Source organism: Hyphomonas sp. (assembly GCF_041689225.1).
Lineage (GTDB): Bacteria > Pseudomonadota > Alphaproteobacteria > Caulobacterales > Hyphomonadaceae > Hyphomonas.
Window position 1 is genome coordinate 54,143 of record NZ_JBDNGN010000103.1, and the last position, 25,788, is coordinate 79,930.

At 57.4% G+C, this 25,788-nt stretch carries 24 protein-coding genes; 12 read left to right on the forward strand and 12 right to left on the reverse strand.

Annotated elements, in window-relative coordinates:
• Positions 1-2: 2 nt before the first annotated feature.
• The 4 genes from ACESNB_RS09540 to ACESNB_RS09555 are packed head-to-tail and all read right to left on the reverse strand — an operon-like array spanning position 3 to position 3,981.
• Entirely contained in the window at positions 3-980 is a 978-nt protein-coding gene (locus tag ACESNB_RS09540; RefSeq protein WP_373006641.1) for an NAD(P)H-dependent flavin oxidoreductase, read from the reverse strand.
• Positions 981-1,022: 42 nt separating this feature from the next.
• On the reverse strand, positions 1,023-1,811 hold the full coding sequence (locus tag ACESNB_RS09545; RefSeq protein WP_373006643.1) for a glutathione S-transferase family protein: 789 nt from the start codon (positions 1,809-1,811) through the stop codon (positions 1,023-1,025).
• Positions 1,812-1,835: 24 nt separating this feature from the next.
• A complete protein-coding gene (locus ACESNB_RS09550; RefSeq protein ID WP_373006645.1) occupies positions 1,836-3,041 on the reverse strand; it encodes an acyl-CoA dehydrogenase family protein in 1,206 nt (401 codons plus the stop codon).
• Between the two features lie 19 nt (positions 3,042-3,060).
• The gene (locus ACESNB_RS09555; RefSeq protein ID WP_373006647.1) at positions 3,061-3,981 is read right to left on the reverse strand and encodes an oxygenase MpaB family protein; all 921 of its coding nucleotides are present in this window, start codon (positions 3,979-3,981) and stop codon (positions 3,061-3,063) included.
• Positions 3,982-4,138: 157 nt separating this feature from the next.
• On the opposite strand from ACESNB_RS09555, the gene ACESNB_RS09560 reads away from it, so the two are divergent.
• Positions 4,139-4,879, forward strand: a complete 741-nt coding sequence (locus ACESNB_RS09560; RefSeq protein ID WP_373006649.1) for a type I pantothenate kinase — start codon at positions 4,139-4,141, stop codon at positions 4,877-4,879.
• A 19-nt stretch (positions 4,880-4,898) separates the two neighbouring features.
• On the opposite strand, the gene ACESNB_RS09565 is transcribed toward ACESNB_RS09560, so the two are convergent.
• Positions 4,899-5,108, reverse strand: a complete 210-nt coding sequence (locus ACESNB_RS09565; protein ID WP_373006651.1) for a SlyX family protein — start codon at positions 5,106-5,108, stop codon at positions 4,899-4,901.
• Positions 5,109-5,773: 665 nt separating this feature from the next.
• Here ACESNB_RS09565 and ACESNB_RS09570 point away from each other — a divergent pair.
• Entirely contained in the window at positions 5,774-8,119 is a 2,346-nt protein-coding gene (locus ACESNB_RS09570; RefSeq protein ID WP_373006653.1) for a TonB-dependent receptor, read from the forward strand.
• Positions 8,120-8,198: 79 nt separating this feature from the next.
• A complete protein-coding gene (locus tag ACESNB_RS09575; protein ID WP_373006655.1) occupies positions 8,199-9,653 on the forward strand; it encodes an alpha/beta hydrolase family protein in 1,455 nt (484 codons plus the stop codon).
• Here the strand turns inward: ACESNB_RS09575 and ACESNB_RS09580 are convergent.
• Positions 9,650-10,420 (reverse strand): sulfotransferase, encoded by a 771-nt coding sequence (locus ACESNB_RS09580; protein WP_373006691.1) that lies wholly within the window; start codon positions 10,418-10,420, stop codon positions 9,650-9,652. The two genes, ACESNB_RS09575 and ACESNB_RS09580, sit on opposite strands and share 4 nt — an antisense overlap.
• Positions 10,324-11,514, reverse strand: a complete 1,191-nt coding sequence (locus ACESNB_RS09585; RefSeq protein WP_373006657.1) for a tetratricopeptide repeat protein — start codon at positions 11,512-11,514, stop codon at positions 10,324-10,326. The genes ACESNB_RS09580 and ACESNB_RS09585 overlap by 97 nt, the downstream gene beginning before the upstream one ends.
• A 192-nt stretch (positions 11,515-11,706) precedes the next feature.
• Here ACESNB_RS09585 and ACESNB_RS09590 point away from each other — a divergent pair, with 192 nt between their 5' ends.
• The 6 genes from ACESNB_RS09590 to ACESNB_RS09615 all read left to right on the forward strand — a co-directional run bounded on the left by ACESNB_RS09590 (position 11,707) and on the right by ACESNB_RS09615 (position 18,699).
• Complete coding sequence (locus ACESNB_RS09590) at positions 11,707-13,341, forward strand: sodium/solute symporter (RefSeq protein WP_373006659.1); 1,635 nt, start codon at positions 11,707-11,709, stop codon at positions 13,339-13,341.
• 1 nt (position 13,342) lies between these two features.
• Entirely contained in the window at positions 13,343-14,362 is a 1,020-nt protein-coding gene (locus ACESNB_RS09595) for an ester cyclase (protein ID WP_373006661.1), read from the forward strand.
• A 65-nt stretch (positions 14,363-14,427) separates the two neighbouring features.
• Positions 14,428-15,726 (forward strand): histidinol dehydrogenase, encoded by a 1,299-nt coding sequence (hisD, locus tag ACESNB_RS09600; protein ID WP_373006663.1) that lies wholly within the window; start codon positions 14,428-14,430, stop codon positions 15,724-15,726.
• Positions 15,692-16,759, forward strand: a complete 1,068-nt coding sequence (locus tag ACESNB_RS09605) for a LacI family DNA-binding transcriptional regulator (RefSeq protein ID WP_373006665.1) — start codon at positions 15,692-15,694, stop codon at positions 16,757-16,759. The genes hisD and ACESNB_RS09605 overlap by 35 nt, the downstream gene beginning before the upstream one ends.
• 36 nt (positions 16,760-16,795) lie before the next feature.
• Positions 16,796-17,950, forward strand: a complete 1,155-nt coding sequence (locus tag ACESNB_RS09610; RefSeq protein WP_373006667.1) for a cobalamin-independent methionine synthase II family protein — start codon at positions 16,796-16,798, stop codon at positions 17,948-17,950.
• Complete coding sequence (locus ACESNB_RS09615; RefSeq protein ID WP_373006669.1) at positions 17,947-18,699, forward strand: HpcH/HpaI aldolase/citrate lyase family protein; 753 nt, start codon at positions 17,947-17,949, stop codon at positions 18,697-18,699. Before ACESNB_RS09610 ends, ACESNB_RS09615 begins: the two co-directional genes overlap by 4 nt.
• 55 nt (positions 18,700-18,754) lie before the next feature.
• Here ACESNB_RS09615 and ACESNB_RS09620 read toward each other — a convergent pair whose 3' ends face one another.
• From ACESNB_RS09620 to ACESNB_RS09635, 4 genes are read right to left on the reverse strand one after another with little or no spacing between them, the layout of a single operon-like run.
• Positions 18,755-19,810: an ester cyclase gene (locus ACESNB_RS09620; protein WP_373006671.1), complete on the reverse strand. Its 1,056-nt coding sequence runs from the start codon at positions 19,808-19,810 to the stop codon at positions 18,755-18,757.
• 24 nt (positions 19,811-19,834) lie between these two features.
• On the reverse strand, positions 19,835-20,560 hold the full coding sequence (locus tag ACESNB_RS09625; RefSeq protein ID WP_373006673.1) for an SDR family NAD(P)-dependent oxidoreductase: 726 nt from the start codon (positions 20,558-20,560) through the stop codon (positions 19,835-19,837).
• On the reverse strand, positions 20,557-21,549 hold the full coding sequence (locus ACESNB_RS09630; protein ID WP_373006675.1) for a cupin domain-containing protein: 993 nt from the start codon (positions 21,547-21,549) through the stop codon (positions 20,557-20,559). Before ACESNB_RS09630 ends, ACESNB_RS09625 begins: the two co-directional genes overlap by 4 nt.
• Positions 21,550-21,578: 29 nt before the next feature.
• A complete protein-coding gene (locus tag ACESNB_RS09635; RefSeq protein ID WP_373006677.1) occupies positions 21,579-22,370 on the reverse strand; it encodes an alpha/beta fold hydrolase in 792 nt (263 codons plus the stop codon).
• Positions 22,371-22,442: 72 nt separating this feature from the next.
• On the opposite strand from ACESNB_RS09635, the gene ACESNB_RS09640 reads away from it, so the two are divergent.
• The 3 genes from ACESNB_RS09640 to ACESNB_RS09650 are packed head-to-tail and all read left to right on the forward strand — an operon-like array spanning position 22,443 to position 24,426.
• Positions 22,443-23,819 (forward strand): L-serine ammonia-lyase, encoded by a 1,377-nt coding sequence (locus ACESNB_RS09640; protein ID WP_373006679.1) that lies wholly within the window; start codon positions 22,443-22,445, stop codon positions 23,817-23,819.
• On the forward strand, positions 23,813-24,082 hold the full coding sequence (locus ACESNB_RS09645) for a trimeric intracellular cation channel family protein (RefSeq protein WP_373006681.1): 270 nt from the start codon (positions 23,813-23,815) through the stop codon (positions 24,080-24,082). The genes ACESNB_RS09640 and ACESNB_RS09645 overlap by 7 nt, the downstream gene beginning before the upstream one ends.
• Entirely contained in the window at positions 23,998-24,426 is a 429-nt protein-coding gene (locus ACESNB_RS09650; RefSeq protein WP_373006683.1) for a TRIC cation channel family protein, read from the forward strand. Before ACESNB_RS09645 ends, ACESNB_RS09650 begins: the two co-directional genes overlap by 85 nt.
• A gap of 3 nt (positions 24,427-24,429) precedes the next feature.
• On the opposite strand, the gene ACESNB_RS09655 is transcribed toward ACESNB_RS09650, so the two are convergent.
• Positions 24,430-25,449, reverse strand: coding sequence for a nuclear transport factor 2 family protein (locus ACESNB_RS09655; protein ID WP_373006685.1), 1,020 nt, complete (start codon positions 25,447-25,449; stop codon positions 24,430-24,432).
• Positions 25,450-25,788: the final 339 nt, after the last annotated feature.

Consider the following 25,788-nt stretch of genomic DNA (forward strand, 5'->3'; position numbering starts at 1 on the left):
CCTCAGCGGGTCATGGCGGCCAGGCGGGAATCGATGATTTCGCTGGCTTCGGCGATAATCCGGTCGACCAGTTCCTTGACGGTGGGGATGTCGTCGATCAGGCCCTGCACCATGCCGGCCGACCAGATGCCGCCATCCGCATCGCCCTCGGCCATGGCTTTGCGCCCACGCGCGCCCGCGACAAGGTGGACGACATCCTCGAACTTGGCACCGCCTTTGCGTTCGATCTCGACGACCTCGTCACTCACGGCATTCTTCATCACCCGCGCCGTGTTGTGCAGCGTACGGAAGATGAGATTAGTCATGCGCTCGTCATTCTCGACCATCTGGCGCTTGAAGCTCTCATGGATCGGCGCTTCCTTGGTGACACAGAAGCGCGTGCCCATATTGACGCCGTCCGCACCGAGCGCCAGCGCGGCCGCCAAGCCGCGTCCGTCCGCGAATCCGCCCGAGGCCAGCATCGGGATCTTCACTTTGTTGGCGGCGGCCGGGATCAGGATCAGGCCCGGAATGTCGTCCTCACCCGGATGGCCGGCACACTCGAAGCCGTCGATGGAGATGGCATCGGCGCCCATCCGCTCGGCCGAGAGAGCGTGGCGCACAGCCGTGCACTTGTGGATCACCTTGATGCCGTGCTGCTTGAAATGGTCGATATGCTCCTGCGGTTTGTACCCGGCCGTTTCGACAATCTTGATGCCGCCTTCGATGATGGCCTGACGGTATTCGGCATATGGCGGCGGCGTGATGGCCGGCAGGATGGTGAGGTTCACGCCGAACGGCTTGTCGGTCATGTCCCGTGTGCGCTGGATTTCCTTGGCCAGTTCTTCCGGCGTGGGCTGTGTCAGTGCCGTTAGGAAGCCAAGCGCGCCGGCTTCGGCGACCGGTGCGACCATCTCGGCATAGCCGACCCATTGCATGCCGCCCTGGACGATCGGGTGCTCGATGCCGAACATTTCGGTGAAGCGTGTCTTGATATGCATATCTCTTTCTCCCTTTCCGCCGTGGGCGGCTTGTTTTGAATGTCAGGTATCCCAGTGATCGGTAAAGCGGATGGTCTGCCTGGCGAGGCCGTCGGTCACGATGTCCATGCCGCCGGACTTGATCATCCATTCCAGCCTGTGGTCGCGGTACTGTCGTTTAAACAGGCCGGATTCGACCGCCGCGCTGACCTGTTCCATCCCGGTAATGGATGCGCGTGATTCCTGGTCGGTTTGTTTCACGCTGTCGCGTGCATTCACCCGTGCGATCCAGCCTGCGAGGCGCGAGCCACCGGTTGGCTTGTAGCCGAAGCCGTCGGCCGCATTGAGATATGGAATCACGCCGAGGTCTGCGCGCCCAAATTCAAGGCCGTTGAAAAAATCGGAGTCACCCAATTCCGCGTCCAGCCACGCCATGAATCCGGCGATCTGCTGGCCCGCCTTCGCTTCGATCGCCTCGCGTAGCGGCTCATCGCCCCGTTTGAAGAAATGCAGCTCACCGAGCCCCCAGGTGATCGCCTCGAAATGCGTGTCCATCACGTCCTCGATCTGGCGAACGCGGGCGCGGGCTTCCGGCGCGTTGGGCATCAGAGAGGGGTCGGGCCATTTGTCGTCGATATATTCAAGGATGATGGTCGAATCGAAGATCGCTGTGTCACCGTCGATCAGGGCTGGCACTTCGCGGCGCGGGTTGGCGTCGGCGAACGCGCCCTTCGTATCCCCCGCGCCGATGCCTTCCGGCATGCGCACATCGAAGGCGATCCCCTTCTCGCGCAGGGCGATCTTCACCTTCTGGGCATAGGGCGAGAGCGGATGTTCATAGAGGACGAGCATGCAGGGATGGGCTCCGGTTTGTGATCAAAGGCCCAGCTGGGCTTTCGCGAGGATGTTGCGCTGGATTTCGTTTGAGCCGGCATAGATCGAGCCCGCCCGGTCATTGAGATATTTGGCGGCCACGGTCACGGCGCCGTCTGGCCCGACCAGCGCGGCCGAATTCGACGGCGCGTTGACGACTTCGCCGCCGGGGCTCGTATGGTGCGGCTGGAAGGGTTCGACATAGGTCCCGGCGATCTCGATCGCGAGTTCGGTGAGCCGTTGGCTGAGCTCGGTGCCCTTTACCTTCATCATCGAGGCCTTCAGACCGGGCGTGCCGCCACCGGCCAGCTCTGACATCATCATCAGCTCGGCGGCTTCCAGCGCCGACGCGTCGGCCTCGGCCTGCGACAGCTTGATCGCCATGTCCGGTCCCAGACCCGCCTCGGCGGCATGCCTGCGCAGCGCACCGACGCGCGCCTTCAGGCGCGGGCCGTAGCTCGATCCGCCCCGCTCGAATTCCAGCAGGTATTTGGCGACCGTCCAGCCTTCATTGACCTTGCCGATCACGTTCGCCTGCGGCACACGCACATCATCGAAGAAGATCGCGTTCTGGATATGCTCGCCCGACAGCATGATGATCGGGTCGACGCGCACGCCGGGCGACGTCATGTCGATCAGCAGGAAGGTAATGCCCTGCTGCGGCTTGCCGCTTGCGTCGGTGCGCACGAGACAGAAGCACATGTTCGCTTCATGCGCGTGCGTCGTCCAGATCTTCGAACCGTTGCAGATGAACGCGTCGCCATCTTCCTTCGCCGACATGGAGAGCTGTGCAAGGTCAGATCCGGCATGCGGCTCGGAATAACCCTGGCACCAGAAATCCTCGCCCGACAGGATGCGCGGCAGGTAATGGTCCTTCTGCGCCTTCGTGCCGTGCCCGATCAGGGCCGGCCCGCACATCGCAATGCCCATCGGCGAAAGGGGCGGGGCGCCAGCCCGCGCCATTTCCACGTCGAAGATGTAGCGCTGCGCCACGCTCCAGTCGCAGCCGCCATATTCGACAGGCCAGCCGGGCGCCGCCCAGCCCTGTTTCACCAATATGGCCTGCCAGGCCAGCGCGGTGTCCTTGTCGCTGTAAACGCTGGTCATGCGCGCCGCATAGCGGCGCAGGTCAGGCGCCAGGTCGCGGTCAAGGAACGTGCGCACGTCCTCGCGGAAGCGCTCTTCGTCGGGTTGGAATGCGAGGTTCACTCTGCTGCTCCTGCGGGGATCAATGCGCCGGAGAAGCCGCCAGTCCCACTTGTGTTGTTTGAAGTATACTTGCCTGTTTCTCCGGGCTCTTCCACAGGAATGTCGCCGGAAGTCCCAGCCGGACGCAAGCTTGACCCGCGGGACTCGCCGCCACGGGGATACGTTCCGCAAGGGTACCCATGAAACGCACGACACGTTCGCCACGGGAGCTCAGGTCGTATTCCGGGCCGAGTTCCAGTCGCGTGCGCACTTCAGGCGGCAGGATCGCGACGGCGGCGTGAACGATTGCGCTCTGCAGGCCCTTCGGCACGCCTTTGGCGGCCCGGCCGGACTTCATTATGTCGAGGAATTCTGTATTGGTCGGGTGCGGCTCGAAGCGCGGCAGCAGCGTGTCCAGCATGGCATCAAAGTCTGCCTCGCAAGTCAGCGGGTGCTGGACGCCATAGAGACGCGCGACCGCATCGCCTTCTGCGTAGAAGCGCGTCTTGTCGGCCTCCGATACCGGTTTGACGAACCGGTCATAGGCAGTCAGAAAGCCATAACTGGCCGTAGCGCTGACCCAGTCGAGCAGCTCCACGTCGAGCGCGCGATAGGACTCGCCCGTGGGTGTCTCGCCGCTGACTTTCGCATGCATGTTTGTGACGCCCTGGATCACGCGGCGTGCGGCGCTTTGCGGGCCATAGACGCCAACCATGGCGGCGATGCCGGTTCTGCGGGAGCGCCCGACAGGGTCTGTCTTGAATGTCGAATGGTCCCAGACGCCGGACTGGATGCGCGCGTCGGCAAATTCCAGCAGGACGGCGGCGATACCGCCGACGCCGAGGGCTATCGGGTTCTTGAAAACTCTCCATGAGACCGAATCGGGGCCTGCAAACGCCGGCTCGCCTTCGGGATGCAGGAAATCGATTTTCCAGCCAAGATAGGATTTCATACCGAGCATCGTACGGGGTCCTTCCGGGGCCTGCACCTGTCCAAACTAACAGGGTGGGCGCAGGCAACCAAGCAGCGACGCTAGGGAAGGGCGGTCTCAAATCCGTTTGGTCGCCGATGACTCCGCCGCTAAGCTGTCAATTGCGACGCGTTTGGGAGAACGGATCATGGCGGATAAGGAGAACGGAAACCGGGCCCACGGCGTCGGTTCCCTCGCTGAGCGGCTCGCGGCCCTGCGCGCCTATGACAATAGCCGGGTCATCGGCCTGACAGGATCGGTTGCTTCCGGAAAAACGACGCTCGCGCGCCAGGTGTCGGAGGGGCTCGCCCCCAGCCTTTCTGTCGAGACGGTATCGACCGACGGTTTCCTCTACCCGAATTCCATCCTCCAGGAGCAAGGCCTTTTGATGCGCAAGGGCTTTCCGGAAACCTATGACCGCGCGGGCTTTGTCGATGCGCTGGTCCGCGTCCGGCGGGGCGCGGCGGACTTTCCCGCCCACAGCCACGAGATCTATGACATAGACCCGGCGCTGACGCGCACCATCCGCCTGCCTGATATCCTGATCCTTGAAGGCCTTGGCTTCCAGCCGCCGACCCGGCCGGACCGGACCGACGGCGAGCCCGATGTCTTGGTCTATCTCGATGCCGCAGAAGACGATCTCGAGTTCTGGTATGTCGAGCGCTTTGTCGGCTTCTGGAACGCCGCGCGGACCGACCCCAAATCTTTCTACGCGCAATGGTTGCACATGACGGAGCCGGAACTCAGGGCCTTCGCCAAGACGGTCTGGGACGGCGTCAACCTGCCCAACCTGCGCGACCATATCCACCCACTGAAGGATCATGCTGACATTGTCGTGCGTAAGGACCGCACCCACGTCGTCGAGATCAGCGAAGACCGGACCGCCTGATTCGGCGCGCGACCGTTGCTCACCAATGCGGCGGCGGCGCCCCGTCGTCTGGGTCCGGGCCCATCGTCTGCGCCATGGTGGCGTATTGCTCGCTCAGCTTCGCGACCTGCCGCGTCAGCCGGTCGATCTCCCGCCATTGGGCGATCACGGTCTTATTGAGGTCGTCGATCACTTCGTCCTGATGGGCGATGCGAGTTTCAAGCGTGTCGAGGCGGGCTGTGTCTGTCATGGACGCTTCTTAGCCCGCCGATAGCCGGGCCTGCAAACACATTGATGGCGGCAAAGGCGCTCGACGCGGCCCTATTGTCCGCTTTAGACGGGGGCGCGTGACCGCCTACCGCTATTCTGTTGCGCCTATGATGGGGTGTACAAAAAATATCTTATAAAACAATGATTTATGGGTCTTCGTGTGCGCCGCCAAAACATCAGTAGTCGTACTAAGCGGCGATTTTCTTGTCCCGCCGCGAGGTTGGTCGAAACTTGAAAAAGGCCTCGTCACGGATGAAGAGGATCTGTCTTGCATTGACCTAAACGCCTTTGATTCGGTCTGTAAGTCGCAACTAGCACCCTGCCAGACCATTTAATGCCAGACATCCCCATCGCGGCGAGTAGCTTTCGCGCAATCGAGCCTGATCCCGGACTTGCAAACCTTAGCGACAATGATCTCGTCGAGTGTGTGGGGGCAGAAAGGACACTGTCCCAGCTTAAATGCGCAAAGATCGAGCATGTCAGACGCATCTGATCGGTCTGTTGCTCCTGATTGTAACCAAATTGCCACAAAAATGAGAGATTTGACTTCGAAGTCATTTGTCTTTTTGGCCCGTGTTGCATTCGAAGTCATTTCGTGCTTCCAATGTTTTGGAGGCATTGAACATTCCGGGGAGGAGAACTCAAATGAGCCGCACACCATCATTCTCAACCATTCTGCGGGGAGGCGCTGCGACCTTTGCGCTATCTGTTGGCGCACTGGGCTTAGCGGCCCCGGCTTTTGCGCAGGACGCCGATGCGGCGACTGATAAAGAAGCGCGCCAGGAAACGATTATCGTCACCGCAACGAAGCGGGCCGAAGATCTTCAGGATGTTCCGATCTCGATCACAGCGATCAGCGGTGCACAACTGGTCGAGCGCGGCATTACTGACGTCCTGTCGCTGGACAAGACGATTCCGGGACTTGTGATCAAGAACTCGGGTAACGATCCAGTGCCAATCCTGCGGGGCGCTGGCGCCGCGGGGACGACAGATACAGCTGTTCCGATCTATGTGGACAGCACCTATCGTCCACGTGCTGGACAGGCGCTGGCGAGCTATCTCGATCTCGAACGGGTAGAAGTGGTGCGCGGTCCTCAGGGCACGCTGTTCGGGCGCAACACGCTCGGTGGTTTGATTAATGTCATATCTCGCAAGCCCGAAACCAAGGCGTTCGATTGGGGCGGCGCGGCAACCTTTGGCGATTATGCGCTTCAGCGCTATGAGGGCTTCGTCAACGTGCCCTTGGGAGACAAGGTTGCGTTTCGTCTCACCGGCAGCGACACACAGCGCGATCCCTACGTCGAGAATACATTCAATCCGGACGCTGGCCTGAAGGACGCTGATGAATCCTATGCGCGCGCCCAGTTGCTCTGGGAGGCAAGCGACGATCTCAGCGTGAAGCTCGGCTATACCTACTGGACTGACACGGCGAACGGAAACGCAGACTACGCCTATAAGGTTCTGGGCATTCCCGTAAACCCTCTAACCCGCGAAACAAACGGCGTTTTTGGTTTTATCGACCCGCGCCAAGGAACGCGTGATGGCTGGCCGGGTGGTCGGTCGCAGGCCGGCAATGTATCAAATGGCGACCTTAGCGCGTTCGTGAGCCCCAATCCGTATCAGGTTGCATTCGACTACCAGCCGCAAAGGGATATCGAGGAAACATCGCTGCTCCTGAATGTGGAGTGGAGCGTCCTCAACCATGATGTGACCTTCAATGCTGCGACATTTGACTATACGGAGTTGCGTCTGACGGACACGGATCTGTCTTCGAACTCGTCCCTGGTCGCTGGCCAGAGAACAGTGTCCAAGGCTGACCAGATGGATATCAATATCAACTCGGCCTATGATAGCAAACTTCAGTATACGCTCGGTGCATATTACTACGACGATTCCGATCCGGGTGACTCTAACGGCGCCTTCCTTTGGGGGTATACGAGCGCCACTTCGCCAAATGATCCGGCCTGGGCCTACTGGCTCTACCAGACGAATGGCGGAACCAAGTCGACAGCGCTCTACGGGCAGGCCGAATATTCGTTCACGGAGAAGCTGCGTGGCACCCTTGGCGCGCGCTATTCGAAAGACGAACGTAATTCCTTCACGCTCGGCGTCGACCAGACATCGCTCAATGATCCGTTGCCAAGCTACACGGGGTCACCAACTCCGATTCGCGGTGAAGACGAGCATACCGACTGGCGCGTAGGTCTCGACTATGACTTGACCGACGACGTGATGGTCTATGGTTACTGGGCAACGGGCTATATCGCCGGCGGCATCCAGCAGGGCAACACGGGTGTTCTACTGGACCCCAATGAGGTTGAGACTTTCGAGGCGGGCGTGAAAAGCATGCTTCTTGACGGTCGGCTCCGGTTCAATGGTGCCTACTACAACAGCAAGTACAAGAATCTGACCACGACCGTATTCATCCAACAAGGCGGTACCATTCTCGCGCAAAGCGTTCCAGGTGGCTCAATCGTTTCGGAAGGTATGGAATTCGACATCTCCTACTCAGCGAATGACAAGCTACAGCTCGACGTGGGTATCGCGATGGACTGGTCGGAGTTCGACGAATTCAATGTCGGAAACCAGTTCACAGAAGGTGGTGATACGGTGATTGGCGGTCAGTCCTTCTTCATCATGGATGGTAAAGATACGCGGTTTTCGCCTGACCTGGCTGTCAGTTTGGCCGCCAGCTACATGGTCGACCTCGGCGAATACGGAGAACTGCTCCCAAGCGTCCTGATGAAATATTCCGACGAATATCAGGCGTCGAATGCACCGTACTTCTGGTCACAGCAGCCGAGCTATACAACGTTCGACCTCGCCGCCACTTGGAGTGCGCCGAATGCGCCGTACAAAGTGCGCGTCTTTGCAAACAATGTTACAGAACAGCTCTACCTGACGGAGGCAACGGTATTCAGCCGCTCGCGGGCAATCGTTGACTATAATGCGCCGCGGACCTGGGGTGTGAGAATCTCGCGCAACTTCTAGTCCCTTACGGCGAAAGGCAATAGTGAAGGGCCGCTGTCACAAATAGAGTGAGGGCGGCCCTTTTATGTGTGGAGGCAAAATGAACCGCTTCGGGATGCTAACTGCTTATGTCCTCTCCATGTTCCTCCCATGGAGTTTGGCAGGCTGTGCCGGCGCTGGCTATGTATCCCCGCCAGCGCCGGCCCCTCGTGCGCTTGCGGGGCCGACCCTTTGGAGCCTGTCGGAGTTGTCGATCGAGACGCTTCGGCATCGCCGCTATGAATCCGAGATACAGATTGTTGAGCCGCTCACGCAGCCCTGTACGGCAGGAGAGGTATCCGGCGAGTACAAAACTGACGCTTTGCGTTACATGGGGGCGTATCTGTCAGAGGGGCAGCGAGTCTACACGCGGATAGATATTCCGTCCAGCTTGCCACCGGCGCAGGGTTTCCCCGTGATCGTATTTGCACACGGCTGGGTTGGTGCTGAGGGGGCTGCCGATTGGCATTTCGGATGCAGCGTGGAGTCTATCTATGCGGACATGATCGCGGCATGGGTTAGCGCAGGCTATGTCGTGCTGGCGCCTGGATATCGCGGTCATGGCACCGTTCAGGGTGTTCAAGCGGAAGGTATTGAGGATGTTGAGGCCTGGGACAATGGCGCCTACCTGATGCCAACGTTCTACGCAGTCGATGTGCTAAATCTTCTGGCTGGCATTGAAAGTATTGAAGGTAATAGGTTCGATAGCAACCGCGAGCCGCTGAGTGTCGATCTTGGGAGAGTATTTGTAAACGGACATTCCCAGGGAGGAGATGTCGCCTTAACAGTGCTCGCGGCTGTGGGTGAAGGGGCTTGGTCGGGATTGCGGGTCGCAGGCGGCTCGATTTGGGCTGGGAACATCGCCGACAGGCCAGCTCAGCTTGCAACGTTTGACCCGATGCAGTCAGCACCAAATTCTTTCCTCTCTGGAGACGGGACCTGGACAGGCTCGGCGCTAGGTCAGGATGGATCGGTCAATCCGGACTTTATTTTTGGTTATCCGTCGGATTGGATTGAAACGCCTGATCCATCCGAATGGACCTGGCAGAAGGAAAAGTGGAATCGTCCCAGTGTGCGTGTCGCACTCGAAGCGAAAGCACAGGATATGTACGAAACGATCAACGGACGTGTTGACGATCTTGGCGACCTTTCATGGTCAATTGAGACTTATTCAAACGGCGCATTGCATATCGTCCATGATCCCAGGGTGATCGCATCTTTGCTCGCGATCGGCGGATATGATGCGCCGAAGTATCTGTCAGAACCCTTGAATCTGCATCACTCGGATCATGACTTTTACTCTTTGCCGGAATGGAATGCGTCTCTTTGTCGGCGCGTGAATGAAGCAGGCGGCCAGTGTGTGTACTATGCCTATCCAGGCAATACGCACAGTTTCAAGCTTAGCGACAACGCGTGGTTTTCACCGGAAGGATCGGTGGCCGGTTATGACGCGATCGTCGCACATGACCTCGCGCGTTTTGGCAGCGCTCGCTTGGACCCCAATCAGAGGCGTTAGACATCACTTGTGAGCAAGGGCTGGAGGATCTCCATCCTGGATCCGTAGCGCGCCCAGTAAGCGACTGAATCCCCGTAAATGGGTTGGCGTACCTGTCCGGCGCTTGGGGTTCGAACGACACGCTCGGTTTCGTGAAACAGAAGTACCGCCGGATCGTAAGAAGCGCCGATATGTGCCAGCATGGCGCGCGCTTGCGTCTCTAGTTCAGCCACGACGCGTTCATACTGAACGTCCAGGATCCGGCTTCCCAGACTTGAGCGCCAGTGCGCCATCAGACGTTGGTAGTGCGCGTAGAAATCGCGAAGGGATGATAGCGAATGCGCGTAGGTCTGATGAGCGTCGAAGGGCAAACGGAAAATCGAGAGACAATTGTCAACCGGGTTTCGACGGCAATGAATGAAACGTGCCTCCGGCAATATCAGCGCAGCGAAGCCGACATACTGGAAATTCATGGGCGTCTTGTCGATGTAAAAACGAGCTGACGCATCACCAGCGAAAAGGCGCTTTCGATAGGTTGCGCCGAGGTCTGCAATCTGTCTGTCTGTCAGATGGGGAATAAACTCCGGATAGGGTCGACCTGTCATCTTGGCAGCCTGGCTGACGCAGTCTTCGAGGAAACTTGATTCACCGGTTCCGATAATTTCATCATGACTGGCCAGTACTTGCTCTGCTAGACTCGTGCCGACCTTGGCATTCCGAGCACAAAGACGGGTATCCTGTCTGCACGTGGGATGGCCTCTGATCGCACCTGATACGCCCCGACAGATTCTATTGCGCGATAGAGACGTTCGGTCTGCCCATCGTCATAAGACCGGCCGGTGAGGATCAGCTGATGTCCTGTTTCGAAATAGTCGAGTGCCTGCTCAAAATTACCAGTCTGCTCCTCAATACGGGCCAGACCAAAAGCCGCATGCCTGCGTTGGTCGCGGGGTGAATTCTTATCGTCAAGAATGTCGGATAGCGTCTGGCGATCAGACAGCGACGGTCGATAAGACTTCAACTGCGTCAATTGATAGAGCGCGGCCACAAATCCGGGCTGACGAGAAAGCGCCTCCCGGTAGGCGCTCTCGGCTTCTTGCATGTCGCCATATTGTTCAGCCATCATCCCTCTGCAAAAAGCGATGCGTGCACATTCAGGGTCGAGCTCGCTTGCGCGGTTCAGGCAGGCTGCCGCGTCAGCGCGTTGTCCGATTTCCTTATGGGCCATCGACTTGCTAATCCATCCATCCACATCGGCAGGGTCGCTTTCCAGAGCCCGATCATATGCCGCGAGGGCTTCGGCGTACGCGCAGCGCTTGACCAGCACATCCCCCAGCGTGATGTACATGCGGGCGCTTGGTGAAAGGACTAGCGCCCGTCTGATTGCCTCTTCGGCTCGGGCGATTTGACCTGCCTGATTGTATGCGCGCGCGAGATTGGTCCAGGCATCGGGATAATTGGGTGCCATCGATACGGCCCGGCGATATAGGTCAATGGCCTGATCGGTCTCCCCAAAGTCAAGCTTGGCATTGCCCAGATTATTGAAGTGTTTCGGAGATTGTGGGGCAAGCCGCAATGCTGTTTCAAAGGCCGCGACTGCACCGACGAGGTCTCCGGAATCCTTCAGTGCGAGCCCTAGATTGGCATAAGATTCATCATCCGGGCTTTGCGCGACTGCTTTTGCCAGAAGTCGGGCGGCTTCGATCGACTTGCCTTGGTTCACGAGCAAAGCCCCCAGAAGATTGAGCGCATGAATATTGTCAGGATCGGATTCCAGAACAGACCGATAAGCTGCCTCAGCCTGGCTCTGCTGTCCTGCATGCTGAAGCGCATATCCCGCTTCAAGGCGCGCGAGGAGTGCCTGTTCAGATCCCGAGGACATGACCGAAGAAACCTTTTCATTGCCGATTGGCTCAGCGCTTTATCGAAAACTGCCATGCATTGGGCAAGGCAGTGATTGAATTCAAAAACAGATCAGGTAAGGATGTCGAAATTGCATTCGAAGTCAATTGTCTTGGGCGCCAGGTCCGGATAGGGGTTTGCATCGAACGCATTTCGGAAGGGGAGGACGACGATGACGAATTTCGGCGCGCTGAATTGGGCGATCGTCCTCATCTATCTGGCTGGCAATCTGGCGCTCGGCTATGTGATGAGCCGCAAGGTTCAATCGGCTGAAGATTATCAGATCGGAGACCGGTCGGCGCCATGGTGGGCGATCGGAATCTCCGTCATCGCGACCTATGTCAGCGCGCTTTCATTTTTGGGTGGGCCAGCCTGGGCCTATGGTGATGGCATGGCGGCGCTGGCCATTCACGTGAATTATCCGCTTGTGATTTTTGTTGTCGTCGTCGTCTTTCTGCCATTCTTCTACAATAGTGGCGTCGCCTCGATTTATGACTATCTTGAGCGGCGCTTCGGCGTCGCGTCTCGGTCGGTCATGGCCGCTCTCTTCCTTCTTACCCAGACGATAACAACGGCATCCATCCTGACGGCGACAGCTGTCGTCATCACCTATGCGACGGGCGTAGATGTGCACCTCGCGATTATAGGCATGACGCTTATCGTGCTTGTATATACTTTGCTTGGTGGCATGAATGCCGTGATCTGGACGGACGTGCTGCAAGGCGTTATCCTGTTTGTAGGCGCAGGCGTTATCCTGTGGGGCTTGCTGCAAAATATTGGATCCCTGACAGACGCGTTCGCGACGCTTGCGGCAGCGGGAAAATTGAATCCTATCCGGACCGAACTTGATTTTTCTGTTGCGCCGACAATCTGGGCCGGGGTTTTTGCAATGACCCTGTTTCATATCACCGTCTATGGTGCCAACCAGATGATGGTTCAGCGCGCCTTGGCCGCTAAGACGATCGGGGATGCGAAGAAGTCCTATCTGATGATGGGATTTGCAGCCTTCTTCATCTATTTCCTCTTTTTCTTCATAGGCGCGCTCCTGTTTGTGTATTTCAAAGGTGAGCCCTTCGACCAGCCGAACCAGATCATTCTCGTTTTCGCCAACTCGCTTGCGATACCGGGTCTCATGGGAATTATTGCCGCGGCTGTACTCTCGGCCTCTATGTCGAGCCTATCCTCAGCGTTTAATTCGCTGGCCACTGTTTCCGTGACCGACTTCTATCAGCGCTTCTTCAACCGGCATGCAACCGACCAACATTGCCTGATGGCGTCGCGCTTGTTTACGCTTGTCTGGGCGGGCGTCGCCGTTCCAGTAGCCTTTGCGTTTATTAATAGCGGCGGATCGATTCTCGAGCGGCTCAGTCAGGTTGCATCCTATTTTGTCGGTGCCAAACTGGCGATGTTCGGACTTGGATTCTTGTCTCGCCATACAACCGAGCGCGGTCTTCTGATTGGCGTCGCCGCCGGGTTTGTGGGTCTCTATTTTGTCGTTGCGGGCATCCCCTTTGTCGCCTGGACACCGCCTTCCATTGCCTGGCCCTGGTATGTCGTGATTGGAGCGACGATCAATGTGATCGTGTCCTGGACCGCAAGCGTCCTGATCGATGGATTTCAACCCGAATGGCCCGAACAGACCGTGCCTGGACAATTGCGCCGCTTTCGGGAGCAGGGACTTCCTGACACGCAGGATGGCTGGTTCCTTGCGCCAGGTCGCGTCGACCGGATTTGCTGGGCCCTGTTCGGGTTCTTTGCGCTGACGATCGCGTTTCTGGCTTATTTTGGAACATTGGGAGGGCGCTGATATGAGACGGCAGGCAGTTGAGACGATCGTCCGGTTTTATGATGCCCTGATGCGAAATGACAAGGATGCTGCGCGGGCGCTTCTGGCTGAGGATGTGATCTGGTGTGCGTCGCACCCGATCAATGATCATCTCGGCGCAGACAGCGTGTTCTCAGCGTTCTGGGACCCGATCCTCCAAGCGCTCCCGGACGTCGAGTACCGCCCTTTGGTAAGGGTCGCCGGGCCCTATGACGGCGCGGCAATGGATGGTGACGGCGCGGCGGGCGACTGGGTCAATTCGACCGGATATCTTGTCGGGACCTTTCGCCAACCGTTCCTCGGCATACCGCCGACCGGGCGCACGCTCTATCTTCGCTTCGGCGAACTCATTCGGGTTGAGGCCGGACGCATCGCGGAAGCCTATATTATTCTCGATTTCATCGCCGCGATGGAGCAGGCTTGCGTCTGTCCCTTGCGCCCTAGTCTTGGATCGCCGGGATTGGTTCTTGCGCCCGCCGGCCAGGACGGTCTCGACCATTCGGCAGATCCTACCGAGAGTCAGCGATCCATCACGCTCGTCCGCAACATGATTGATGGGTTGATGCGGTTCGATGGCGCATCCTTGCTCAGCATGGACCAGGAGCGCTACTGGCACCCTGATTTCATGTGGTACGGGCCGGCTGGTATTGGAACGAGCCGCGGTCTTTCGGGATTTCGGGCCCATCATCAAGGGCCTTTTCTCAAAGGATTTCCAAAGCGCGGAGTCGACAGGACAAAGAGCCTCGTTGCAGAGGGTCTGTATGTTGCCACCGGAGGCTGGCCGCACATGACGGGCAGTCATCTTGGAGGCGGCTGGCTGGGGCTGCCGCCGACCGGCAAGGACGTATCAATGCGTGTCATGGACTGGTGGCGAAGGGATGGCGACCTGCTGAAGGAGAACTGGGTCAGTATTGATCTTCTCCATGTTCTCGATCAGTTCGGCCTCGACGTATTTGCGCAGATGCGTCAGCTCATGGCGTCGGGAGGCGCTGGAAGGCATTAGAAATCAAATATTGCATTCGAATGCAAAATTCGGTATCTGCGCCCGTAGCAGAGGAGAATTTTGTTATGGCGCGCTGGCTAAAGAATGGCATTGATCCTGATCTTAAACAGAAAGCAGACGCTCAGGTCCGTCGAACCGTCGAGGAAATTCTCGAAGGTATCGATGCGCGCGGCGATGCGGCGGTCCGGGAGCTTTCGGAGCGGTTCGACAAATGGAGTCCTCAGAGCTTTCGTCTGACACGCGCTGAAATCGACGCCTGCTATGAAGAACTCGACGCACAGGCGATCAGCGACATCAAGTTCGCTCAGGAACAGGTCAGAAACTTCGCCCGGGTTCAGCGCGACGCGCTTAAGGATGTTGAGGTCGAAACACTGCCTGGCGTAACGCTTGGTCACAAGAACGTGCCCGTCAATTCGGTTGGCTGCTATGTGCCTGGCGGCAAATATCCCCTGATCGCATCTGCGCATATGAGTGTGGTGACAGCGCGTGTCGCAGGCGTTCCCCGCATAATTGCGACGGCGCCGCCTTTCAACGGTCGCCCGCACCCCGCAATCGTGGTTGCAATGGATCTGGCAGGGGCTCACGAGATTTACACGCTTGGTGGTGTTCAGGGGATCGGCGCCATGGCCATTGGTACCGAGACAATCGCGCCTGTTGATATGATTGTCGGGCCCGGAAACGCCTTTGTGGCCGAAGCAAAGCGCCAGCTGTTCGGGCGGGTCGGCATCGACCTGTTTGCGGGTCCAACCGAAACGCTGATCATTGCTGACGAGAGTGTGGATGAAGACTTCTGCGCTGCTGATCTGCTTGGTCAGGCCGAGCATGGGCCAAATTCACCGGCGATCCTTTTGACCAATTCCGAAGACCTCGCCGTTCGGACCATGGACGCTGTGAAACGCCAGCTTGATTGGCTGCCGACCGCAGAAGTCGCTGGCAAGGCCTGGGAAGACTATGGCCAGGTTATCGTCTGTGATTCCTATGAAGAGATGGTGCAGGTCGCTGACGATATCGCGTCAGAACATGTACAGGTGATGACCCGGGATCCGGACTATTTCCTGCATAACATGACCAATTACGGGGCCCTGTTCCTCGGTCAGGAAACCAACGTCTCTTATGGTGACAAAGTGATAGGAACGAACCACACTTTGCCAACGATGAAAGCCGCCCGCTATACAGGAGGGCTTTGGGTCGGTAAGTTCATCAAGACTTGCACCTATCAACGTGTCACGCGCGAAGCCTCTGTAATGGTTGGGGAATATTGTTCACGCCTCTGCGCATTGGAAGGATTTGCAGGTCACAAGGAACAGGCAGACATTCGAGTGAGGCGTTATGGTCAGCAACCGGCAGAAAAACAGCCCGCCTGACGAGAGCGCGGATATCCTGCCCCTGATCAAGGGGCGCCGTGCGACATCCTATGATGTGGCGCGCCTCGCCGGTGTTTCGCAGTCTGCCGTGTCGCGTTGCTTCAAAGACGGCGCAAGTGTCTCGCAAAAGATGCGGGAGCTGGTGATGAAGGCGGCCGAAGAGCTCGAATACCAGCCGAATGCAATCGCCCGCGGACTGATAACCCAAAGGTCGAACCTGGTGGCGGTGCTCGTTTCTGGACGCCTCAACCTTTATTATCCCGAAGTTCTGTTTAGATTGACTGAGGAGCTTTCGAAGGTCGGCCTGCGTGTTCTGCTCTTCACTTTGGACAGCGAAGAAGAGGCTGAAACGGTCATTGAACAGGCTTGGCGGTTTCAGGTCGATGGGGTCATATCTGCGTCGCATCTGTCTCGGTCGCAATTCGATGTTCTCGACAAGCGTGGCATTCCTGTTGTGTTCTTTAATCGCTATTTCGTAGATCGGCCGACCAATGTCGTCTATTGCGATCCGACCTCTCAGGCACACGCCCTGATCAAAAAACTTGTCGACTTCGGACACAGGGATTTTGGTCTGATCCGAGGTCCTTCGGCCAATATGGTCAGCCAGGAGCGCTCCCGGATCGTTCGAGAAGCACTTAAACGCCACGGCATTTCGAACATCCGCGAGGCCACGGGTGATTTTACCTATGAAAGCGGAGGGGCGGCCCTACAGGAATTGTATGGCGAAGGCATCAACCGGCCGACAGCCATCATCAGCGTCAATGACATGATGGCTCTTGGGTGCATGGATGAGGCGCGGGCTGTTCTCGAACTGAAAGTGCCCGATGACCTGTCGGTGGCCGGGTTTGATGGCACCGGCGTGTCGCAATTCGCCAGCTATGAGCTGACCACGATTCGCCAGCCCATTGGACGCATGTCCCATGCTGCGGTCAATATGATCGCAGCCCGGGTTGAATCACCTGATCAATCCAACGAGAAGCGGGTCTTTGAAGGCGCCCTGATCGAAGGCGGTTCCATTGCGAAAGCGCCCTAAAAAGGTTATGCATCCGAATGCAAATTTGGAGGCGTTATGCGACAGAGTACCGATCGAATCCTGACTACGCATGTCGGCAGTCTTCCTCGCTCGAAGGCCGTCACAGATTTCGTCTTCGCACATGAGAGCGGTGCAGAAATTGATACGGCCCGATTTAATGAAACGCTTGAGGTAGCTGTTGCTGAGGCTGTCAGGCGTCAGTTCGAGGCAGGGGTCGACATCATTTCGGACGGCGAAATGAGCAAGATCTCCTATGCGACCTATATCAAGGATCGGATAACGGGTTTTGACGGCGACAGTCCGCGTCGTACGCCTGCCGATCTCGAAGCGTTTCCGAGCTTTCTTGAGCGCCAGTCAAAAGGTGGCGGAACGCCGTCCTATCGTCGGCCGCGTTGCGTCGGTGAGATTGTGGTCAAGAGCATGGCGCCGCTCGAGGACGATCTTGCACGTTTCGACAAGGCGCTTAACGGGGCGGGTTGCGCCGACAGTTTCATGAATGCGGCCAGTCCAGGTGTCATTGCGCTGTTCCAGCCAAACGACCACTATCCAACAGATGATGATTATCTCGAGGCCCTCGCCGAAGCTATGCGCCCGGAATATGAAGCTATTGTTGCTGCCGGGCACATCCTGCAACTCGATAGCCCGGACCTTGGGCTTGGGCGCCACATGATGTTCAAGGACCGTCCGGAGAAAGATTATATTGCCCGCATCGAGCGCCATGTCGAAGTGTTGAACCATGCGTTGCGCAACGTTCCTTCTGACCGCGTCCGAATGCATGTTTGTTGGGGAAATTATGAAGGGCCGCACCATTGCGATGCGCCGATGGATCTCGTCTTACCTGTTGCGGTCAAGGCCAAGCCTCAGGGCTTGTTGTTTGAGAACGCCAATCCACGCCATGGGCATGAATGGACTGCGGTGGCAGATGCCCAGCAGGCAGGTACACTCAAGGACAAGATCCTGATCCCGGGATGTATCGACTCTACGACGAACTTTATCGAGCATCCTGAACTTGTCGCGCAAAGAATTGAGCGCTTCGCAGACATTGTCGGGCGCGAGAGTGTGATCGCAGGAACAGATTGCGGTTTTTCAACTTTTGCCGGGTTCGGTCCGGTCGATGAAAATATTGTCTATGCCAAGCTTGCTGCGCTCGCAGACGGCGCAGAGCGCGCTTCAAGGCGGCTGTGGTCATGAGTTTGAAGCAACGCCTGAAGGCCCGCTCTCCTCTCGTCGGGACCTTTCTGAAAACGCCCTCTTCCATGATTTGCGAAGTGTTGGGGAGAAGTGGTCTGGATCTTGTTTGCATCGACGCAGAACATTCGCCGTTTGATCGCCGCGATATCGATGCATGTGTCCATGCGCTGACACATGCAGGCATGCCGAGCCTTGTGCGTATTCAGGCAAGCAGCCCCGAACATATTCTCAATGCCCTTGACTGCGGGGCGACCGGCATACTTGCGCCCCATGTAATTTCGAAAGTGGACGCGAGCGAGCTGGTGGCGAACTCACATTATGGTGCGGGAAGAGGATATGCCGGGTCAACACGTGCGGCGGGATATGGGGCCCGGAGCATGTCCGAGCATAAGCGATTGAGCGCAGACGCGACGGTGGTCGTGGCTCAGATAGAGGACGCGCAGGCGATGGACAATCTGGATGACCTGTTTGCGACACCTGGCATTGATGCCTTTTTCATCGGTCGCGCCGACCTATCGGTTTCGCTGGGCGCAGATGGACCGAATGATCCTAAAGTGATCGCAGCGGTTGAGGAGATTTGCCGGCGCGGACAAAAAGCCGGAGCCTGTGTCGGCATGTTCACGGGTGATCTCAGCGAGATTTCTAAATGGCAAGCGATGGGGGCGACGTTTTTCCTGCTCAGCTCTGATCACGCATTGTTGCTGAACGGAGCAGAACAAATGTCACGGACCGTCCGAGATCAATTCTAGGACCTGTCTGGGCGCAGCCAAACGCTTGGTCCGGAATTTGCCGACTAGTGCCGGCTCAGAGCCGGGCCGTCTCGATCTGTCGCCGCAAGGCAAGATCATCCCAGATGGAGACGTCTTCCCGCACGCGCCCATTCATAACCCGCAAGTGCGACACGCCGAGAATGTAAACCTCTGCACCGGTCGCCGGACCATAGCGGCCTGACCCGGAATGTGTGCCCGTTACTGACCAGCGAAGTGATACATCTCGCGCATCGCCCAGATACGGAATTTCAGCCACGTGATCGATCGATAAGTGGATATCACTCAGGGCTTCGAGCATAGGCGCCATCCAATCAGACACCTGGTCCGGGCCGTAGAGCCGGGAATTACCAGGATAGCTGGCATCGACCCGGAAATCACTCAGGCGTGCGGCCGTCTTCATGTCGCGCTCTGGCCAGAGCGCGCGTATCCGCCTGATCGCGCACTCCGCGGCAGACCCCGGTTCGGCCGTGATTCCTTGGGATGCGCGGGTTTGAGCTCGGTTCGTTGCATGGAAGGCCAGCAGACTGAATGCAGTTTCCGTGTCCGCTTTGGCCTGACGCTTCGCGATCTTATCCGCGCTGAATCCAAGTTGCTGCACGATCGCGAGATTATCGCGCACGAGCCACTCCTCGATCACTTTGTTATCCCGGCAGAGGCATTCAGCAATCGTTTGAACACGTACCTTCTTTCCGGTTGCCGAGCCGAATTCGCTGTCTCCCTCATTTGTCATCTTCGACGCAATCAAATGAGAGGAATAGAATTTTCCGTCGCCCTCATCTGACCAGACGACATTGTCCGCATCGAGGCGCCGGTCTGGAAACGCTCGGAGTGTTGCCCAGGTATTGTCAACGACGGTCTGTGCCCCTGCGATGTCGCCGGCCAAAGTATGGATAGCGCAGTCATCCGAATACCATTTCAGGCACAGAGCGACGTCTCGGTCATGCCAGATCCGTTCGGTGATCCGGATGATATAGTGTGGGAAATCCACAAATTCTGGGTCGAATCCCGGCAGGTCCATCCGGCGTTCCGTGCCGGAGTTCATCATGTCCGAAATGTCGGTTGTTGCGACGTGTGTAATCCGGCGAACCATCTTTTGTGCTTTCTATTGTGCTTTCTATTGTGCAGTCCAGCCGCCGTCGACGAGGAGGCTATGGCCGGTAATCATGTTTCCGCCCTCGCCACAAAGATAAAGCACGGCGCGAGCGACATCCATGGTGTTGGCGACGTGACCAAGCGGGATCATACGTTGGACGAAGTCCGAGAAATCCGGATCCGCGAGCATGGGGGCAGTCATGGGGGTCTCCACAAAGGTAGGCGCTACTGAATTGACGCGTATGCCTTGCGGAGCAAGCTCGACCGCCATCGCCTTGGTCAATCCTTCGATCGCATGCTTGGTCATGCAATAGACAGTGCGATTGGCTGAACCTACGTGTCCCATTTGAGATGTAATGTTCACTACACGGCCACCCTGTGACATGCGGCCCGTACCATGGCGCGAGAGTCGATACGTCGTTCGGACATTGAGATCCAGCATGAGGTCCAGCGTGGCATCATCGACCGCTTTCATGGGTTTGGGGACATTTGTTCCGACATTGTTGATCAAGATGTCGAGCCGTTCCATGGCGTCGATATAGTCAAGTAGGTCATTCGATGTCGCGTCGCCTTTGTATGGAATGCAGCGTCCCCCAAGGCGCTCGCACAACGCGTCAAAATCATCTGACGGCCGGGCAACGGGAACCACTGTCGCGCCGTGTAGGTGCAGTGCCTCAGTGATCGCCTGCCCGATTCCCCGGCTCGCGCCTGTAATAAGCGCGATCTTTCCGGCCAGCTGTTCTGTCATGACCAGAGCGGGGAGGCTTCGGCGTCACCGCCGCGCACGGCGACCATGCGAACCGGTTCGTCGCCAGCGTTGCGCATAGAGCGAGGCTCGTGCCGCGGGAAGGTCATTGTGTCGCCTGGGCCAACAATGGTGGTCGTACCCTGCAATTTGACAATGGCATTTCCGCTTTGCACGAACCAGACGTCCGCCACATCAAGACGATAGGCTGGGATGGCGGCGCCCGGCTTTATTGCAATTTCAGAGATCCGGAACCCATGCGGCCAGTCCATTCGGCCGGCGCCAACGAGCAGGGTTTCCGAGACTCCGCTCAGCGTGTCGAAAGACCCCCTTGGGCCTTGCGAGCCGCCGCGGGCCACGCATGCTTCGAGTTCATCCTTGGAATAGGTTTTAAGCGTTTCGACTTGTGCGCGGCTCGTAACCGGCATGGGAGATTTGCCTTCTGGGATGGTCTCGCCACGTGCGGTGTCGATCAGTGAGCCGTCGTCAAGCAATACTAGTCCGTAGGAACTGGCCATATCAAATACTTGAGGAGCCCAGAGCACCCGGCCCGGATCGTCCCCTCCAAGCACAGCCCACAGAAAGCCGGGTGTTTGCCCGATATTTGTAAACCCGCGGAAGACGCAGGTTGGAATGGAGATGAGGTCGCCCGGTGACAAGGCTACCTGAGCATCCTCGCCATGCTCGCCGAGATCAAACCGCCAGTGACCGGAATGGACATAGAAGACTTCAGCTGTGTTGTGGCTGTGCTGCGAGTTGGTGCAACCAGGCGGTTGTCGGGCACCCCCAATGTTGAAGCCATGCGGTTCGGCCATGTGAACGAACTGCTCCGGATTTTCGGAAACACCGGGCCCAATGATGGTGAAATTTTCTTTCTTGTCCGAACCCGGCGTTCTCGTATCGATAAATGCGTTGAAGCAGGGCTTCAGTTCATCATACCTGATAATCCGGCTGCTTGCGCGGGTTGTGTCATGAGTCATTGTATCCGACATGGGATCTCCCTTTGCCAATTGCGTCTTGGTCAGTTTTTGCATTCGAATCTAGCTGTCGATTTGACGAGTTCGAGTTGTGCCTTGCCGTTTCGGGTCAGCCGGACCGAAGGCCTCTTCAAGAGCTGGCGCAGAGCGTCGGTTACGTGTTCAGGCTGCTCGAGTGTAGATATGTGACCGCAGTCGTTGACGATAATAAGAACAGCGCCGGGTATCGCATCTGTCATCTCTGTATGACGATCCAAAGGACACACACCATCGTCTTTGCCGGCCAGAACAAGTGTCGGGCAATGGATCTGGGGCAATAGGTCGAACGCGGCGTTCCGGATTGTCAGTGCCATTGTTTGCCGAACAAAGGCTTCGTTCCCGAGGTCCAGTCCCATCGCCTCTAGAAGGGTCATACGGTCAGGCGTCCGGTTGCACACCGAGAGATACTGAGGCTTCAACTCGTCACGCAGTACCGCTTTGAGGCCCCCGGCGACAACGCGTTTGAGTTGAGCATTCCGGACCGTACCGGCCGCGTCCGCCCGAGCGGTCGTATTGAGGAGCGCCAAGTGTGTGATCCGCCCTGGTGCTTGACGATAGGCCTCAAGCGCCACGATCGCGCCCATTGATAAACCGACCAGGGCAGTCCGACAGGACGCCTGATCCAGAACGGTTTTGGCCATCCGCTCAATCGAGGCAGCGTTCCCATAGGTTGCTACCCGACAGTCGAAGCCGTCTGAACTGAGTGCATGAATCTGCGGAGCGAACAGACGTTCGTCGCACATGAAACCGGGAAGAAACATAATCCTCGGGTTAGTCATGCTATTGCCAATCTCCATTCGTTGGGCCTAAAAGACATAAAATGCATTCGAATGCAAAAATCAATCCCAATCGTCGGAGAAGCTCAGCGCATGTTGTCAATTCTTGATATTTTCAGGGTCGGAATCGGTCCGTCGAGCTCGCACACCGTGGGGCCGATCCGGATCGCGAATCGCTTCATATCAGGCTTTCATGGCCATGAAGGGCTTGCGCCTGTCGCTCGGATCGAAGTCCGGCTCCTCGGCTCTCTTGCGTTCACAGGGGAAGGGCACGCGACCCCGAAGGCGGTGATGCTCGGCTTGCTTGGCTTTGACCCCGAGACACTCGAACCGGAAATCGCTGATAGCGCAGTAGCTGCCGTGCATGCGACGCGCCAGCTCAACCTCATGGGCGAAAGCCTGATCACCTTTGATCCGGCCAGGGATATCGTGTTCGACTACGATACCGTATCTGACCTGCACCCGAATGGCATGCGCCTGACAGCCTATGGCAAAGCGGGAGATATCATCCGCACAAGCGACTATTTTTCGACAGGCGGCGGCTTCATTGCGTCGCGCCGTCAGCTCGAAACACCTGCGCCGGACGATTTGGTTTCGAGCGGCAATGACGTACGCTGGCCATTTTCGTCTGCTGCGGAACTGCTCGACCTCTGCCGCGCACACGCGCTGCCCATGTGTGAGATCGTCCTTGGGAATGAGGATTCGATGCGGCCGCGCGACGAAACGCTGGCACGTCTTGATCGCATTACCGATGTCATGATGGCGTGTATTGATCGTGGACTTGCCTCGGATGGGCTTTTGCCGGGCCGGCTGAAAGTATCCCGCCGGGCTAGCGCACTCTGGCAAACACTGAAAAGTTCTGCCGTATCGAATGAACGAGAACAGTTATTCGATTGGCTCAACGTCTATGCCATGGCGGTCAATGAAGAGAACGCGGCCGGTGGTCAGGTTGTAACGGCGCCAACAAATGGCGCGGCGGGCATTATACCTTCGGTCATTCGACATTATTGCAAGGCCGAGAACGGTGTTCCCGACAAGGCGCGGACATTTCTCCTTACCGCCGGAGGGATCGGATTGCTTTACAAGCAGCGGGCGTCGATCTCAGGTGCCGAAATGGGCTGTCAGGGAGAGGTAGGCGTGGCTTGCTCAATGGCGGCAGGTGGGCTCGCAGCAGTCTGGGGGGGCTCGCCCTCACAGGTCGCCCAGGCAGCAGAGATCGGCATGGAGCATAATCTCGGCCTCACATGCGATCCCGTCGGCGGTCTCGTGCAAATTCCATGTATCGAGCGCAATGCCATTGGCGCAGTCAAAGCAGTCAATGCTGCGAGGCTCGCGATGCATTCGACTGGACCGATGAAAGTCTCTCTGGATCAGGTTATCGAAACCATGCGCCAGACAGGACTGGATATGTCGTCAAAATACAAGGAGACCAGCCAGGGCGGACTTGCAGTGAATGTGGTTGAGTGCTGATCGATCCGGAACTGCTACTCCGCCTGATCGATTTTGGTGGCGTTTTCATCTTTGCCTTGAGCGGCGGGCTCCTTGCTGTCCGGCATGATATGGATTTGTTTGGTATTATCGTAGTTTCCTTCCTTCCCGCAATTGGCGGCGGCACGTTGCGTGATCTGTTGCTGGATCAATCGGTCTTTTGGTTGACGGACAATGTCAGTCTCGCATTCGCCTTTCTGGGGGGATTGCTGCGTTCCTGGCCCCCGGTTTCGGGTCCCGCCTGAAATCGTTAGTCTGGATCGATGCTGCTGGCTTGTCCCTGTTTGCGATTGTCGGGGCGGCCAAGGTGCTTAGCCTTGGTCATGGCTTGGTTGTGGTGAGTATAATGGGGACAGTGACGGCGACTGCAGGTTGCCTCATCAGCGACATTGTTTGCGGCGAAAAAGCGATGCTGCTTCGGGAGGATATTTATGCGACCGCAGCCTTGATCGGATGTACCGTATTCTGGATCGCCCATGAGGTGTCAATGGATCCCGGACTGTCGCTTTTGGCCGGGACCAGCAGTGTGTTTTTGATCAGGGGCGCCGCCATCAGTTTCGACCTCGATCTCCCTGAGCCGAGAAGTTAAGTCTCAGGCAGGCAACCGGCGCAATTCCTTCAGCCTGGCGAACACGTCGAGCCCCTGCTGGGCCAAATAGTGCGGCAAGTCGATGAATACCCAGTTTTCGGCGAGCTTGTCCTCATGCCGGCGATAGATGTCCACGATCCGCATTTCAGCACTTTCTTGCGCCGCAGGCAGGCCGAGAAAACCGCCTTTGTTCCGATTGCGGAGGTTAGACCAGCCGAAAAAGCCACAATACTTGCCCTCCGCAATACGCGCGACATGACCGTTATAGGTCTTGTCTGTCAGGTTCAGCCGGAATGGATACTGGTGCTGCTCCTGATAACGGGTGATCGTGTAACTCGCACCAATTCCACATGGGCCATACCAGATCATGTCATCATGCCAGGTTCGCGCTAGCAGGTCCGGGGGACAAAGATAGTCGTCCATGTGATTGATGGAGCTGAGGTCCTCGATCATGCGATTGACGAGTGCCAGTGTTGCGATCGTTTCGTCCGGCGTAACCGGACCAAACTGGAGACCGTCATGTGTCCGGGGGCCGGGGTACACGAAGTTTGAGCCTGTCATTGGGGGGAGAGGGTAGCACCCTGCCTGATGCATAAGACCAATCAGATCGCAGAAAAAGGCGCTTTCGACGATTTCGTCGTTCTCAATCTTGAAGAACTCGGCATATCGGAGGAAGGCCATGCGGCCGGTTGCGGGAATTCCCAGCCAATCATTATCAAACAGGCCCATGAAGTGGCCCATGCTACAGGTCCAGACGCTGGCGCCGCCATCGACATCATTCTCTCCGGCGAAAAAAATGTCTTCGCGTCGCTGCAGGGACGTGAGCGACCGCCGCAACGGACGCCAGAACGTCTGGATGACGCTTGCGGCACCTTCAATCTCGTAAAACGGGTGCATGCCACGCCAGAAAAAACGATCTGACAGCGATTTGCCGCCAATCTCCTCGAGTTGGTCGTCCGTGGCCTCATCAAACGCCTCGCAGTGACGTCTGACAATCTCTTTTGCTGCCTGAATATGGTCCATGCCGGCTCCCTGATTGGACAGAAGCCATATCAAAGATGCATTCGAATGCAAATATCCTTTCAGCGCGGTGAAAGCCCGTCTGGAATGATCCAGGCGGGTTTTTTGCTTGCAAGATAGTCATGATTGTTCTGGCGCGGCTCCGGCGGGGCTCCCGGTTGAATGAAAGGACAAAATCATTCTATGATTAAAGTATCATAGTGTGAGTTCAATGGGTCGCTGCAACACCATTTGATATAGCAATATTCATTTGGAGGTTTGTAATGGCACGTATGGGCAGGCCGGGGTTGTCCTCGTCACAGAAGCAGGAGCTATGGGATCGATGGCGGCTCGGCCAAACTC